Genomic DNA, 12,497 nt, shown 5'->3' with positions numbered 1-12,497 from the left:
GGTTGACCGCATGGCCGAACAGCTGCTGCGATCGTCGTTCGGTGCGGCGGCTGCCGCGTACGCCGAGCACCGCCCGGACTACGCGCAGGCCGCGGTGCGGTGGGCACTGGAGCCCGCGCCCGGCCTGCGTGTGCTCGACCTGGGCGCCGGCACCGGCAAGCTGTCCGCGACGCTGGTCGCGGTGGGCGCGGACGTGGTGGCGGTCGAGCCCGACGCGGCGATGCTCGCCGAGCTACGCCGTGCGCTGCCGGCGGTCCGTGCCCTGCCGGGTAGCGCGGAGGCCATCCCGTTGCCGGATGCGTCCGTCGACGCCGTGCTGGCCGGCAACGCGCTGCACTGGTTCGACATGACCGTCGCCGGGGCGGAAATCGCCAGAGTCCTCGCACCGGGCGGTGTCCTGGCCGGTCTGTGGAACATCATGGACGACCGGGTCGACTGGGTTGCCGGGCTCGAACGCGTGAGCGGGAGTGCCGCCATCGGCCCGCGTGACACGTTGAGCAGTTGGCGCGCGGCGACGGCGGACATGCTCGTTGCGCGCACCGGCCTGATCGCCCGGTTCGGGTCGGCGGAGCAGGTCGAGTTCCCGCACGGTCAGCGGCGTACCGCCGACTCGCTCGCCGCGACGCTCGCGACGCGGGCCGGGATGCTGGTCATGCCGGACGGGGAGCGAGTGGCCACGCTCGACCGGGTCCGCGCCTTCCTCGGAAGCCGACCGGAAACCGCCCAGGGCGAGTTCACAGTGCCCATGCTGACCGGCGTGCTGCGCGCCCGGCGACGCTGACAGCCGGCGAAGCGGCATCGGGGCGGGGCGTTGAAAGCTGTGCTGGCAGGTGCCGACGTGGCGCTGGTGGGACTGTTCTCGGCGAAGGACCAGGAGTTCGACAGCAAGCTCAATCTGCTGGCCAGCCTGGTGGAAGCCCACGGTGGCCGGATCGTGAGCCGGCACGTGCAGCGGCGGGGTGTCTCTTCCGGCGGCGCGGACAAGATGGGCGACCCGTTCTCGCGGCGGACGTTGCTCAGCCCCGGTAGGGCCGGCGAAGTAGCCGACGCGTGCCAGCAGCGCGGGGTCGGCGTCGCGGTCTTCGTGAACCCGTTGACCGACCACCAGCGGGCCGTCCTCGCGGACATGTTCGGCTGTCTCGTCCTCAGCGGCGAGGACCTCTGACAGGTCAGTGACGGACGGCCTTCTCACCATGAACGCCGTCCTACTGCTCGGCCCAGGCCCCCAGCTCGTTGCCGCTGGGGTCGGTGAAGTGGAACCGCCGGCCACCGGGGAACTCGTACGGCCCGTTCACCACCTGGCCGCCGGCTTCCTTCACGGCCTGCACCGACCGGTCCAGGTCGGTGGAGTAGAGCAGCACGAGTGGGCCGCCCGCCCGAACTTCCGTATCCAGACGGAGCCCGCCCACCTCGGGTGCGTCGTCGCCGTGCGGGCTGCGAATGCCGGCGTACTCCGGCCCGTAGTCGGTGAACTGCCAACCGAACGCGTCGGCGTAGAAGCGCTTGGCTGCGGCGAGGTCGGTCACCGTGAGCTCGATGTAGTCGATGGCGTGGTGGCGGTGCGGCGACGGCTCAGACATGCCCGGCATTGTGCATCCCGGGTACGACGGAACCCGCGACATGCAACGAAAGGTTGCGCGATGGCGTCCGGTTGCCGTAGGTTGAGTGCAACCAAAGGTTGCGAAAGGTGATGGGCATGGAACAGGGAACGATCGAACGCGACATCCACGTCAACGCGTCCCCCGAGGTGGTCTTCGAGGTGGTCAGCCAGCCCGAGCACATGCGGGAGTGGTGGCCAGACGACGCACGGTTCGAGTCGGTCGCCGGCGCGCCCGGCGAGCTGGTGTGGCGCGACGCCGACACCGGCGAGACGACGACCGTCGCGTTCGCCGTCGTCGAGGTCGACCCGCCGAAGCGGTTCTCCTTCCGGTGGTGCTTCACCGAGCCGGACCGCAGCGGGCAGGCGCTGCTCGTCACCTTCGACCTGATCCCCAACGGCACGGGGACGCAGATCCGGATGACCGAGACCGGGTTCCGTGAGCAGGGGTGGGAGGTCGCCGTCCTGGAAGAGCAGTACCGCGACCACCAGAATGGTTGGGACCACTACCTGCCCCGGCTCGGTGCGTACGTTTCGCGGCTGGTCGCGACCAAATGAGCGCGGTGGTCGACGACGAGTTGTGGTCGGCGATCGGCGACCCGATCCGGCGAACGATGATCGATCTGCTGCTCTCCGACGGGTCGGGCACCGCCACCTCGTTGAGCAGGCGGTTACCCGTGACCCGCCAGGCCGTCTCGAAACATCTGGCGGTGCTGGACCGGGTTGGGCTGATCCAAGCCGAGCCGGCCGGTCGCGAGCGTCACTACCAGGTGGACGAGGCGCAACTCGCCCGCGCGGTCGCCCAGTTGTCGGCGGTGGGCTCCACCTGGGACGCCCGACTCCGCCGGATCAAGCGCATCGCCGAGACGATCGAACGCGGTCGCAGCGACAGCCAGGGAGGCTGAGGTGGTCGACATTCTGCACCAGGTCGGCGTCGTCGCTCCGCTTGCCGACGTCTACCAAGCGGTGGCGACCCCCGAGGGCGTCGCCGGATGGTGGTCGATCGACACGACCGGCAAGAGCGAGGTCGGCGGGCAGTTGGCCGTCCACTTCGGGTGCGAGGGCGGGTTCGACCTGGAGATCCTTGAGCTGGACCCGGTTGGCCGGGTGCGGTGGCGGGTCGTCGGTGGCCCCGAGGAGTGGATCGGCACCGAGATCGGTTGGCGGCTCGACCAGCGGGGTCGCTACACGATCGTCGGCTTTACGCACGAGGCTTGGCGCGAGCCGACCGACCTCATGCACGAGTGCAGCACCAAGTGGGCGATCTTCCTGATGAGTCTCAAGGAGCTGGTTGAGACGGGGCGCGGCCGGCCGGCGCCGGACGACGTCCAGATCAGCGACGGGCACTGACCTCGGTGACTGCCGGGTCGCCGGAGGATCGTGGCTTCCGCCACGGAATGGCGAATCCTCCGGCGACCAGGCCGACGGTCACGATCGCCGTGGCGCAGAGCAGCATCGTCGGCCGGGCACCGATGGCACCCACCAGTGGTCCACCCAGCATGGTGCCCAGGGGCACCGCCAGCACGAGGACCGCGCCGTTGGCGGCGAGCACCGCCGGTAGCTGCGCTATGGGCGTGCTGCGCTGGAACAGCGCCATCGACGTGGACATGTACGGCGCCCAGATCAGGCCGGCCAGTGCGAATGCCGGCAGCGACACGCCAAGGGGTGCGCCCAGGCCCAGCGGGAGCATGGTGATGCCGAAGCCGACGACGATGCCGATGGTGGTGGCCCGCAGCGGCCAGCGGCGCAGGTGTCCGGCGACCACGCCGCCGACGAGACCGCCGACGCCGAACGCGGTGTAGTAGGCGCCCAGCAGCGTCGCGGAGGCGTGCAGGTCATCGGTGATGTGGATCGGCATCGCCACGTACACCGGCCCGAACAGGAAGAAGAACGCGAGGCTCAGCGCCAGCAGGCCCAGCAGGGCGGGGTTGTGACGGATGACCGCGAAGCCGGCGGTCCGCGACGCGTCGCGCTCGTGCCGGTGGTCGCTGCCGGCGGCAGGCAGGGCGAGGCGGTACGTCAGGGCCAGCGCGGCGAAGGTGGCGGCGTCGATGGCGACCACCCATACCGGCCCGACCCAGGCGATCAGGAGGCCCGCCAGTGGTGGACCGACGATGGTGGCGAACCCGCCGATGGTGGAGAGCACCGCGTTGGCCGGCAGATGGTGTTGCTGCGGCAGCAGTTCGGCGATCAATGTGAACCGCCCGGCGGAACCCCACGAGTGCAGCAGTGCGGACGCGGCCAGCAGCACGACGTACAGCCCGATGGTGAGCGCGCCGAAGAGGTGGACGATGGGGATCGCCGCGAGTGCCGTGGCCCGCAGGATTGCGTCCCACCCGGCGAGCTGGGCGCCGCCGCGACCGCGCAGCAGCCGGCCGAAGACGACAGTTCCGGCCGCGCTGGGCAGTGTGTACGCCGCCATGGCCACCGCGATCCAGGGGCCCCATTGATCATGCGGGACGAGTTGGATGGCGAGCCAGGACACCGCGACAACCGCCATCCCGTCGCCCAACGCGGAGACGGCGAGCCCGGGCAGCACGCGCCGGAGCTGAGGGTGACTGACCACCGGCCAGTACGGCGAGGAGCGCGGGAAGCGGGAGGCATCCGACGGCATGTGGCCAGCTCACCCGACGCAGGCCCCACGGATCAACAACTGCTGCTACCAGCAGAATCAGCCGAGAGCAGAGGGGATCGACCTACCGGTCCGGACCGCCGTTCCCGCGGGCGGCGCGGAAGGACGAGCCGATGCTCGCCACGATCGAACCCACCGAGGCGAGCGCCACCGCCACCGCGCCGACCGTGTCGGCGCCGCCGTCGCCGGTCACCTTGAGGATGATGCCGGCGGTCATCAGGAGGACCGACAGGGCAAGGGTCGCCTGGATGGCTCGTCTGCTCATGGCGGCATCTCACTTTCCGGCGGCGGGAGATCGACTCGGGTTCCTTGACATCGGGGTGTCGTCGTGGCGATGACACTCCGACTTTCCGGAACCCGAGTCGACCAAACCGTTACTCCGCCCGGTAGACGGAGATGTGCGACGGGCTGTCGGCCTGGAACGGTCGGCGGTGCCAGTCGGCGTACCGCTCGGTGAGCCGGAGCCCTGCCTGCTGCGCCATCTCGTCGATCTGGTGCGGCCAGGCGTACCGCATGGCGAACGGCTTCAGGTGCACACCGTCGCCGTCGAACGTGATGGTCTGCCGGATGAACCGCTGCGCCGGCCGGTCGTACTTGTGCAGCCGGATCGTCGCGGAATCCTCGGTCACCTCACGTACCTGCACCTGCTCGTCCGAGTCGAAGCTGCGCGGGTCGGGCACGAACGTCTCGATGACGAACGCGCCGCCGGGCGACAGCACCCGGGCGACGTTGCGGAAGCAGTCCGCCTGCCGCTCGGCGTCCACCAGGTTGAACAGGGTGTTGAAGACCAGGTACGCGAGCCGGAACTCACCGGTCACCGGTACGTCCGCCATGTCGGCGACGACCACCGGAATCCGCTCGCCGCCGGGTTTCGCCCGCAGCAGCGCGAGCATCTCCTCGGAGGCCTCGACGCCGTGCACGTCGAGGCCGCGCTCGGCCAGCGGAAGCGCGACCCGGCCGGTGCCGATCGCCAGTTCGAGAACCGGGCCGCCGTCGGCCAGGTCGGCCAGGAAGTCCACGGCGGGGGCCGGGTCAGGGTTGGTGTCGCCGTCGTCGTAGTCGGCGGCCCACAGCCGGCCGAAGAGGCCGGGATCGTCGAAGACCGACATCAGCGGCCTCCGGGGTTGGAGTCAGTGGCGCCCAGCGCCAGGGGAACGGTGCTGCTCACGAAGTCTCGATTCGTCAGATCGGATGACGGTGGGTTCGGGGGACTTCGTCGTATCGGGCATGGCGGCTGCTCCCTTCGCGCGGCTGTCGACCGAGGACACCAGAGACACCGCGGCCCGGCAAGGCAATTACGCCAGCCGGGCCCACGCCGGGACGTGCGATCAGGAGATGTGGTGCAGGATCACGTTGTGTACGTGGTGGCTCTTCTGCGCGCCACGGAACTCCACCTCGTAGGTGTGCGTGCCGACGTGGATGGCGATGGCTCCGGTGGAAAAGAACGAACCACCCCACGACTTGTTGCTGACCACGCTCACGCTGGTGATCTTCGAGTACGGGATGCTGGTGATCGCGAACCGTTTCCCGACGAACGAGCGGTCCTGGATGATCACCCGGCGGTCGGTCAGCCCGATGAACCCGGTGCCGGTACCGACGGCGTCGTAGACGGCGATGATCTGCTCGCCTTCGAGGAGGCCACTCTCGATCTGCTGGACCTGCTCTTTGCGGTCGTACGCGATGTTCGCCATGCCACCCAGGCTAGAAAACCGGTGCCAACGGGCCCACCCGGGCGAGGACCACGAACTCGCCGTCACCGTGGCCGACCGGCTCACCGTGCCAGCCTCCGTGCACGCGGTCCACATGGAACCCCGCAGTGGTCAGGGACTCGCGCAGCTCGACCTGGGTGCGGAAGCGCAGCGACGCCGAGCTGAGGATCTCCTCCCCGTCGTCGAAGTGGTAGTGGTGGGTGAAGTCGACCACTGAGTCGCGTACCCCGGTGACGGCGGTCCACGCGCGGACCTCGCCGCCGGCCGGCAGCCTGACCACCCGGTGCGAATCCACCGGGTTCCACCGCTCCCAGCGACGGTCCGCCGGGTCGCGCGCGTCGAACACCAGCCGGCCGCCGGGCACGAGCGCCCGGGCCAGGTCGGCGAGGGTACCCGCCCACTCCGCGTCGTCGACGAAGAACTGCGCGACGTGGCTGGTCAGCACCGCCACGTCGAACGCCCGCTCGGGCAGCAGCGCCGAGGTGCCCTCGATCCAGGTCACCCGCTCGCCGCCCGGCTTGGCACGGGCGGCAGCCAGCGACGCGCCGGCCGGGTCGACACCGGTGACGGTGTGGCCGGCGGCGGCGAGAGCAACGGTCAGCCGGCCGGTGCCGCAGCCGAGGTCGAGCACCCGGGCGGCCGGGGTCTCGTCGACCACCGCCTGGAAGAAGTCGTCGTCCGGGCCCCACCGGCACTCGGCGTCGTACACGTGCACCAGCCGGTGGTGGCGAAACTCGGCGTGTCTCATCGGGGGTTCGCGTCGGTCGCGGCGCGGACGAATTCGCGTACCCGGGTGGTGCTGTTGCCGGGCAGCCAGACCGGCCCCCGTTCGATCGGTGGCGCGTCGTGGATGGGCACGTACGCCACGTCGGGACGCGGGTAGTAGCGCCGCGTGTGCTCGCCCACCGGCAGCACGCCCCGGCCCAGCGCGACCAGGGACAGCATCTCGGAGAAGGTGTTTCCGGCGGGTCCCTTCGGCACCGGACGGCCGCCCGGGGTCCGCTCTGGCGTGCGGTCCCGCTTGAACTCCGCCGAGGTCACGCTCGGGTACTGCACCACCGGGTGGTCGGCGAGGACCTCCAACGACACCGACCGTTCCCGGGTGAGCGGGTGACCCGCCGCCACCGCCAGCACGCGATCCTCGCGAAGCAGCGCCGGGCCGGTGGCCATCCCGTCGAACGGGTACGAGGCGATCAGCACGTCCGTCGAGCCGTCGAGCAGCCCGGAACGGGTGGTGGACAACTGTGCCTCGTGCACCTCCACCCGACAGTCGGGGTGCCGCTCGCCGAACAGGGCCACTGCCCGGAGCAGCACCGGCGCGGTCCACTCGCCGAGGAAGGCCACCCGTAGCGTCCCGGTCACGCCCCGGGCGGCGTCGGTCGCGCGGCGGACGGCCTCGTCCATCCCGGCAACCAGCGGGGCCAGCTCCTCGGCGAGCTGCCGGCCGATCGGGGTGAGCCGGACGACCCGACTGGTACGGGCGAACAGCGGTGCGCCGATCCGGCGTTCCAGCTTCTTCACGATGTGGCTGACCCGACCGGTGCTGACTGTCAACCGCTCGGCGGTGCGGCCGAAGTGCAGTTCCTCCGCGAGCGTCAGGAACGTCTCGACCTCGTACCGCTCCAGCACACCGCTCCCATCGTTGACCTGCGGGCAACGATCGTAGCGACATCAGGTCTTGGTCGGTGTCCTGCGTCAGGGAATCGTGAACGCGGCAGGGAACACCAAGCGAAAGGCGAGAACGTGAGCGTTGACGACTACCTGGCCGGCCTGGCCGGCCCACTGCGCGAGATCGGCGAGAAGCTGACGCCGATCATCGCGGCGGCCCTGCCCGCGGCGACGGGAGCGATGTGGCACGGGCACCCGGTCTGGGGCCTGGGCGACCGTCCCGGCCAGCGCCCGGTCTGCCTGATCAAGGCGTACGGGTCCTTCGTCACCTTCGGGTTGTGGCGGGGGCAGGAAATCGCCGACCCGTCAGGACGGCTGGTGCCCGGTGCGCGTTCGATGGCGGCGGTGAAGCTGCGCGACCTCGCCGACGTCGACCCGGCGCTGTTCAGCGGCTGGCTGCGCGCGGCGGCCGACCTGGAGGAGGCGTGAGCGCGATGCGGGTCATCGGTTTCGACCACCTGGTGCTGACCGTCGCCGACGTGGAACGGTCCCTGGACTTCTACTGCGGCCGGCTCGGGCTGGCGCCGGTACGGGTCGACGAGTGGCGGGCGGGCGCAGTCCCGTTCCCGTCGGTGCGGATCAGCCCGGACAGCATCATCGACCTCGTCCGAGGTGAACCGCAGGGCGCGAACGTGGACCACTTCTGCCTGGTGGTGGCACCGCTGGACTGGGCGCGGGTGATCGGGTCGGGAGTGTTCACCGTGTTGACCGGGCCAGTCAGCCGGTTCGGCGCCCGCGGTTCGGCGACCTCGATCTACGTGCGGGACCCGGACGGCAACTCGGTGGAACTGCGCTGGTACCCGCAGGACGCGGAGTCGGCGTCGGTCGTCAGCCCTCGGTGACCGCCCGGTACGCGTCCTCGATGCGGGCGGCCAACAGGACCTCGCCCTCGGTCAGGGGCCCGCCGCTCCCGTGCCCGACCCGGATCTGGGTGCTGTCGGCCCGGCGGCTGATCTCGGGTCGCAGATGCAGCGCGTCCGCGACAACCTTGACCCGTTCAGTTAGTGCGGCGTGTTGGGTATCGTCGATCACGAGCGTCCGTCGGATCTGCTCGCCCTCGCGTGTCCAACCAGATAGCAAGGTCAACGCGTCGGAAAGGTAGTCGTGCTTGGCCCTGCTGTTGAACAGCACGCGCATCACCGCACCCCCCAAGCGCCGTTGCCGGCTCGTGGCCAAATCGTCGCCATCCCGTGTCTTGTCGGTGTCCCCTAGTCTCTCGCTGCTCGGAGGGGGTGTCCACGCCCACACTTCCGTGTCTTATTGGCCTAGCGGACGGCTACGGTACCCAAACCGCCGATTGATCTGGCACCCTGGACGCCCGTGCGGACCGAACGGGCGAATGGTGGCGGGCAGGCCGAGCGACGGGACCTGAAGGTGATCGTCGGCGCGGCGATCATCCGGGACGGGCGGGTGCTCGCCTGTGCGCGTTCCGCGCCACCCGAGGTAGCGGGCATGTGGGAGTTTCCGGGCGGAAAGGTCGAGCCGGGGGAGGCCGAGACCGACGCGCTGATCCGGGAGTGCGCCGAGGAGTTGGCCGTACGCGTCGAGATCGGCGACCGGGTCGGCCGCAACGTACGGATGGCGCACGGCCGCTCGGTGCTCAAGGTGTACGCGGCCCGCCTGCTCGGCGGCGACCAACCGCAGGCGCTGGAGCACGAGGCACTGCGGTGGCTCACCGCCGACGAACTGGACTCGGTCACCTGGCTCCCCGCCGACGCCCCCATCGTGGCAGCCCTCCGCCCCCTCCTCCGCTCGCGTTGATCATGAAGTTGTTGCCACCGCGCGCGGCGTGTCGTGGCAACAACTTCATGATCAACGGGGCGGGGCGGGGTGGGGTGGGAGTGGGACGGGGGCCGTGGCTATCGCCACGGCCCCCGTTGTTGTTCCGGTGGTCAGTGCTTGTTGTCCTGCTCCGGGTGGGCGAAGTTGAGGTGCTCCGGAGGCAGCGGGAAGGTCACGTCGTCGCCGAACGGCGACGGCGCGGCGGCCCGGTCGAAGGTGAGCTCGGTCAGCGGCAGCTTGCCCCGGTCGTCGACCGCCGGAGCGGTCGGGTGGGGCACCTCCCGGTGCCAGTTGACGCCGCTCTGTGCCTGCGCCTCAGCCCGCGAGTCGTGGGAGCCACCCGCGTGCGAGTGCACCCCACCCCGGGCCGAGCCCGGCGTCGCCGAGCCCTGACGGGCGGTGGTCACGCTGGTCTGGGGTGTCTCGCCCCGACGGAAGATCTTGCTACCAAGCCACACAAGGGGATCGTACCTGCGGTCGACGACCCGTTCCTTCATGGGGATGATCCCGTTGTCAGTGATCTTGATGTGCTCGGGGCAGACCTCGGTGCAGCACTTGGTGATGTTGCAGAAGCCGAGGCCCTGTTCGGCCTGCGCGTACTCCTTGCGGTCGGTCCGGGCGTCCAGCGGGTGCATGTCCAGCTCGGCCGCCCGGATGAAGTACCGCGGGCCGGAGAACGCCTGCTTGTTCTCGTCGTGGTCGCGGATCACGTGACAGACCGTCTGGCACAGGAAGCACTCGATGCACTTACGGAACTCCTGCGAGCGCTCGACGTCGACCTGCTGCATCCGGTAGTCACCCGGGGCGACGTCCGCCGGAGGCGCGAACGCCGGAGTCTCCCGTGCCTTCTCGTAGTTGAACGAGACGTCGGTGACCAGGTCCCGGATCACCGGGAAGGTGCGCAGCGGGGTGACAGTGACGGTCTCGTCGTCGCCGAAGGTCGACATCCGCGTCATGCAACCCAGCCGCGGCTTGCCGTTGATCTCCATGGAGCAGGAGCCGCACTTGCCGGCCTTGCAGTTCCACCGGCAGGCCAGGTCGGGCGCGTCGGTGGCCTGCAGACGGTGGATGACGTCGAGGACGACCTCGCCCTCGTTCACCTCCACCATGTAGTCCTGGAGGTCACCGCCGCTCTCGTCGCCCCGCCAGATCCGGAACTGACGCTTCGCGCTCATCGGTTGTCCGCCTCTCCAGCGTCGGCGACGAGGGCGTCGAAGTCGGCGAGCTCCTCGTCGGTGAGGTACTTGGCCAGCTCGGCCCGGTCGAAGAGGCCGATCAGCTCCGGCCGCATCTTCGGCAGCGGCTTGCGGGTCAGCTGCACGGTGTCGCCGTCCAGCGCGCAGACCAGGTTGACCTGCCGCCACTTCGGCTCCATCGCCGGGAAGTCCTCCCGGGTGTGCCCGCCGCGCGACTCCTGCCGCTCCAGCGCCGCCTTCGCGGTGCACTCCGAGACCACCAGCATGTTGCGCAGATCCAGGGCCAGGTGCCAGCCCGGGTTGTAGCGTCGGCCGCCGGCCGCGCTCACCTTGGCCACCCGCTCCCGCAGCTCGGCGAGCCGGACCAGCGCGTCGGCCAGCTCACCCTCCCGGCGGATGATCCCCACCAGATCCCCCATGACCGCCTGGAGGTCCTGCTGAAGGATGTACGGGCTCTCGCCGGTGTCCCGTTGCAGCGGAGCGAGGGCCGTCTCCACGGCGGCCTCGACCTCGTCCACCGCCACCTTCGGTCGGCTGGTCAGCCCGTCGGCGTAGCTGGCGGCGTGCCCACCCGCCCGCTTGCCGAAGACCAGCAGGTCGGACAGAGAGTTGCCACCGAGCCGGTTGGAGCCGTGCATGCCGCCGGAAACCTCACCGGCGGCGAACAGCCCGCGTACGTGGCCGAAGGCGGCACCCGAATCCGGGTCCACCTCGACGCCGCCCATCACGTAGTGGCAGGTCGGCCCCACCTCCATCGGCTCGGCCGTGATGTCGACGTCGGCCAACTCCTTGAACTGGTGGTACATCGACGGCAGCCGGCGGCGGATCTCGTCGGCCGAGCGTCGGCTCGCGATGTCCAGGAAGACACCACCGGCGGGGGACCCCCGACCGGCCTTGACCTCGCTGTTGATGGCGCGGGCCACCTCGTCGCGGGGCAGCAGCTCCGGCGGACGCCGGTTGTTGTCCGGGTCGGTGTACCAGCGGTCCGCCTCCTCCTCGGTCTCCGCGTACTGCTTGCGGAAGACATCGGGGACGTAGTCGAACATGAACCGCTTGCCCTCGGAGTTCTTCAGGACACCGCCGTCACCGCGTACCGACTCGGTGACCAGGATGCCCTTCACCGAGGGCGGCCAGACCATGCCGGTCGGGTGGAACTGGAGGAACTCCATGTTGATCAGCGTCGCCCCGGCGCGCAGCGCCAGCGCGTGCCCGTCCCCGGTGTACTCCCACGAGTTCGAGGTGACCTTGTAGGAGCGTCCGACGCCACCGGTGGCCAACACGACCGCCGGCGCCTCGAAGAGGATGAACTCGCCCGACTCCCGGTAGTAGCCGAACGCGCCGGCCACCCGGTCACCGTCGAGCAGCAGCTCGGTGATGGTCGTCTCGGAGAACACCCGGATCCGGGCGTCGTACGAGCCGAACTCGCGCTGGTCCTCCTGCTGGAGGGAGACGATCTTCTGCTGGAGGGTGCGGATCAGCTCCAGGCCGGTCCGGTCGCCCACGTGCGCCAGGCGCGGGTACTCGTGGCCGCCGAAGTTGCGCTGCGAGATCTTGCCGTCCTTGGTGCGGTCGAAGAGCGCACCGTACGTCTCCAGCTCCCAGATCCGCTGCGGCGACTCCTTCGCGTGCAGCTCGGCCATCCGGAAGTTGTTGAGGAACTTCCCGCCGCGCATGGTGTCGCGGAAGTGCACCTGCCAGTTGTCCCGGCTGTTCACGTTGCCCATCGCGGCGGCCGCGCCGCCCTCGGCCATCACCGTGTGCGCCTTGCCGAACAGCGACTTGGAGATGATCGCGGTCTTCTTGCCGGCGAGTCGGGCCTCGATCGCCGCGCGCAGACCGGCGCCGCCGGCCCCGATGACGACGACGTCGTAGTGGTGTCGTTCGATGCGAGTGGTTGTGGTCATGTCAGGGGC

Annotated in this window: 18 protein-coding genes; 8 read left to right on the top strand and 10 right to left on the bottom strand. The window is 70.0% G+C overall.

Annotation, left to right across the window (positions count from 1 at the left end):
- The first annotated feature begins 10 nt into the window (after window positions 1–10).
- Window positions 11–781 carry a class I SAM-dependent methyltransferase gene (locus QSK15_RS14280; RefSeq protein WP_285794683.1) on the top strand — a complete coding sequence of 257 codons (771 nt, stop codon included), beginning with the start codon at window positions 11–13 and terminating at the stop codon, window positions 779–781.
- Between the two features lie 57 nt (window positions 782–838).
- Window positions 839–1,165 (top strand): HflX GTPase family protein, encoded by a 327-nt coding sequence (locus QSK15_RS14275; protein ID WP_285794682.1) that lies wholly within the window; start codon window positions 839–841, stop codon window positions 1,163–1,165.
- A gap of 40 nt (window positions 1,166–1,205) precedes the next feature.
- On the opposite strand, the gene QSK15_RS14270 is transcribed toward QSK15_RS14275, so the two are convergent.
- Window positions 1,206–1,580, bottom strand: a complete 375-nt coding sequence (locus tag QSK15_RS14270) for a VOC family protein (RefSeq protein ID WP_285794681.1) — start codon at window positions 1,578–1,580, stop codon at window positions 1,206–1,208.
- 116 nt (window positions 1,581–1,696) lie between these two features.
- Between QSK15_RS14270 and QSK15_RS14265 the strand changes: the two genes are divergently transcribed.
- The 3 genes from QSK15_RS14265 to QSK15_RS14255 are packed head-to-tail and all read left to right on the top strand — an operon-like array spanning window position 1,697 to window position 2,947.
- On the top strand, window positions 1,697–2,155 hold the full coding sequence (locus tag QSK15_RS14265) for an SRPBCC domain-containing protein (protein ID WP_285794680.1): 459 nt from the start codon (window positions 1,697–1,699) through the stop codon (window positions 2,153–2,155).
- Window positions 2,152–2,502, top strand: coding sequence for an ArsR/SmtB family transcription factor (locus QSK15_RS14260; protein WP_285794679.1), 351 nt, complete (start codon window positions 2,152–2,154; stop codon window positions 2,500–2,502). Before QSK15_RS14265 ends, QSK15_RS14260 begins: the two co-directional genes overlap by 4 nt.
- A 1-nt stretch (window position 2,503) precedes the next feature.
- Window positions 2,504–2,947 carry an SRPBCC family protein gene (locus QSK15_RS14255; protein ID WP_285794678.1) on the top strand — a complete coding sequence of 148 codons (444 nt, stop codon included), beginning with the start codon at window positions 2,504–2,506 and terminating at the stop codon, window positions 2,945–2,947.
- On the opposite strand, the gene QSK15_RS14250 is transcribed toward QSK15_RS14255, so the two are convergent.
- The 6 genes from QSK15_RS14250 to QSK15_RS14225 all read right to left on the bottom strand — a co-directional run bounded on the left by QSK15_RS14250 (window position 2,931) and on the right by QSK15_RS14225 (window position 7,567).
- Window positions 2,931–4,211, bottom strand: a complete 1,281-nt coding sequence (locus QSK15_RS14250; protein WP_285794677.1) for an MFS transporter — start codon at window positions 4,209–4,211, stop codon at window positions 2,931–2,933. The two genes, QSK15_RS14255 and QSK15_RS14250, sit on opposite strands and share 17 nt — an antisense overlap.
- 82 nt (window positions 4,212–4,293) lie before the next feature.
- On the bottom strand, window positions 4,294–4,494 hold the full coding sequence (locus QSK15_RS14245) for a hypothetical protein (protein WP_285794676.1): 201 nt from the start codon (window positions 4,492–4,494) through the stop codon (window positions 4,294–4,296).
- Window positions 4,495–4,603: 109 nt separating this feature from the next.
- The gene (locus tag QSK15_RS14240; RefSeq protein ID WP_285794675.1) at window positions 4,604–5,338 is read right to left on the bottom strand and encodes a class I SAM-dependent methyltransferase; all 735 of its coding nucleotides are present in this window, start codon (window positions 5,336–5,338) and stop codon (window positions 4,604–4,606) included.
- A gap of 219 nt (window positions 5,339–5,557) precedes the next feature.
- Window positions 5,558–5,920 (bottom strand): PH domain-containing protein, encoded by a 363-nt coding sequence (locus tag QSK15_RS14235; protein WP_030337500.1) that lies wholly within the window; start codon window positions 5,918–5,920, stop codon window positions 5,558–5,560.
- 10 nt (window positions 5,921–5,930) lie between these two features.
- Window positions 5,931–6,686, bottom strand: coding sequence for a class I SAM-dependent methyltransferase (locus QSK15_RS14230; RefSeq protein WP_285794674.1), 756 nt, complete (start codon window positions 6,684–6,686; stop codon window positions 5,931–5,933).
- Entirely contained in the window at window positions 6,683–7,567 is an 885-nt protein-coding gene (locus QSK15_RS14225; protein WP_285794673.1) for a LysR family transcriptional regulator, read from the bottom strand. The genes QSK15_RS14230 and QSK15_RS14225 overlap by 4 nt, the downstream gene beginning before the upstream one ends.
- Before the next feature lie 114 nt (window positions 7,568–7,681).
- Here QSK15_RS14225 and QSK15_RS14220 point away from each other — a divergent pair, with 114 nt between their 5' ends.
- Window positions 7,682–8,035, top strand: a complete 354-nt coding sequence (locus QSK15_RS14220) for a DUF1801 domain-containing protein (RefSeq protein ID WP_285794672.1) — start codon at window positions 7,682–7,684, stop codon at window positions 8,033–8,035.
- A 5-nt stretch (window positions 8,036–8,040) separates the two neighbouring features.
- On the top strand, window positions 8,041–8,448 hold the full coding sequence (locus QSK15_RS14215) for a VOC family protein (RefSeq protein WP_285795124.1): 408 nt from the start codon (window positions 8,041–8,043) through the stop codon (window positions 8,446–8,448).
- Here QSK15_RS14215 and QSK15_RS14210 read toward each other — a convergent pair.
- The gene (locus QSK15_RS14210; RefSeq protein WP_285794671.1) at window positions 8,435–8,743 is read right to left on the bottom strand and encodes a 4a-hydroxytetrahydrobiopterin dehydratase; all 309 of its coding nucleotides are present in this window, start codon (window positions 8,741–8,743) and stop codon (window positions 8,435–8,437) included. The two genes, QSK15_RS14215 and QSK15_RS14210, sit on opposite strands and share 14 nt — an antisense overlap.
- 183 nt (window positions 8,744–8,926) lie before the next feature.
- Between QSK15_RS14210 and QSK15_RS14205 the strand changes: the two genes are divergently transcribed.
- A complete protein-coding gene (locus tag QSK15_RS14205) occupies window positions 8,927–9,367 on the top strand; it encodes a (deoxy)nucleoside triphosphate pyrophosphohydrolase (RefSeq protein ID WP_285794670.1) in 441 nt (146 codons plus the stop codon).
- Window positions 9,368–9,498: 131 nt separating this feature from the next.
- Here QSK15_RS14205 and QSK15_RS14200 read toward each other — a convergent pair whose 3' ends face one another.
- Together QSK15_RS14200 and QSK15_RS14195 are read right to left on the bottom strand one after the other, a co-directional pair.
- Window positions 9,499–10,563 carry a succinate dehydrogenase/fumarate reductase iron-sulfur subunit gene (locus QSK15_RS14200; protein ID WP_285794669.1) on the bottom strand — a complete coding sequence of 355 codons (1,065 nt, stop codon included), beginning with the start codon at window positions 10,561–10,563 and terminating at the stop codon, window positions 9,499–9,501.
- Window positions 10,560–12,488, bottom strand: coding sequence for a fumarate reductase/succinate dehydrogenase flavoprotein subunit (locus QSK15_RS14195; protein WP_285794668.1), 1,929 nt, complete (start codon window positions 12,486–12,488; stop codon window positions 10,560–10,562). The genes QSK15_RS14200 and QSK15_RS14195 overlap by 4 nt, the downstream gene beginning before the upstream one ends.
- Between the last annotated feature and the right edge of the window lie 9 nt (window positions 12,489–12,497).

Source organism: Micromonospora sp. NBRC 107095, from assembly GCF_030269705.1.
Lineage (GTDB): Bacteria > Actinomycetota > Actinomycetes > Mycobacteriales > Micromonosporaceae > Micromonospora > Micromonospora parva.
This window is presented reverse-complemented; position numbering and strand designations above follow the sequence as displayed.

Bases quoted from the DNA above. Each gene is read 5' to 3' on its own strand.
- QSK15_RS14280 (WP_285794683.1), top strand. From the start codon at position 11: ATGGCCGAACAGCTGCTGCGATCGTCGTTCGGTGCGGCGGCTGCCGCG.
- QSK15_RS14270 (WP_285794681.1), bottom strand. From the start codon at position 1,580: ATGTCTGAGCCGTCGCCGCACCGCCACCACGCCATCGACTACATCGAG.
- QSK15_RS14265 (WP_285794680.1), top strand. From the start codon at position 1,697: ATGGAACAGGGAACGATCGAACGCGACATCCACGTCAACGCGTCCCCC.
- QSK15_RS14260 (WP_285794679.1), top strand. From the start codon at position 2,152: ATGAGCGCGGTGGTCGACGACGAGTTGTGGTCGGCGATCGGCGACCCG.
- QSK15_RS14250 (WP_285794677.1), bottom strand. From the start codon at position 4,211: ATGCCGTCGGATGCCTCCCGCTTCCCGCGCTCCTCGCCGTACTGGCCG.
- QSK15_RS14245 (WP_285794676.1), bottom strand. From the start codon at position 4,494: ATGAGCAGACGAGCCATCCAGGCGACCCTTGCCCTGTCGGTCCTCCTG.
- QSK15_RS14240 (WP_285794675.1), bottom strand. From the start codon at position 5,338: ATGTCGGTCTTCGACGATCCCGGCCTCTTCGGCCGGCTGTGGGCCGCC.
- QSK15_RS14235 (WP_030337500.1), bottom strand. From the start codon at position 5,920: ATGGCGAACATCGCGTACGACCGCAAAGAGCAGGTCCAGCAGATCGAG.
- QSK15_RS14230 (WP_285794674.1), bottom strand. From the start codon at position 6,686: ATGAGACACGCCGAGTTTCGCCACCACCGGCTGGTGCACGTGTACGAC.
- QSK15_RS14215 (WP_285795124.1), top strand. From the start codon at position 8,041: ATGCGGGTCATCGGTTTCGACCACCTGGTGCTGACCGTCGCCGACGTG.
- QSK15_RS14210 (WP_285794671.1), bottom strand. From the start codon at position 8,743: ATGCGCGTGCTGTTCAACAGCAGGGCCAAGCACGACTACCTTTCCGAC.
- QSK15_RS14200 (WP_285794669.1), bottom strand. From the start codon at position 10,563: ATGAGCGCGAAGCGTCAGTTCCGGATCTGGCGGGGCGACGAGAGCGGC.
- QSK15_RS14195 (WP_285794668.1), bottom strand. From the start codon at position 12,488: ATGACCACAACCACTCGCATCGAACGACACCACTACGACGTCGTCGTC.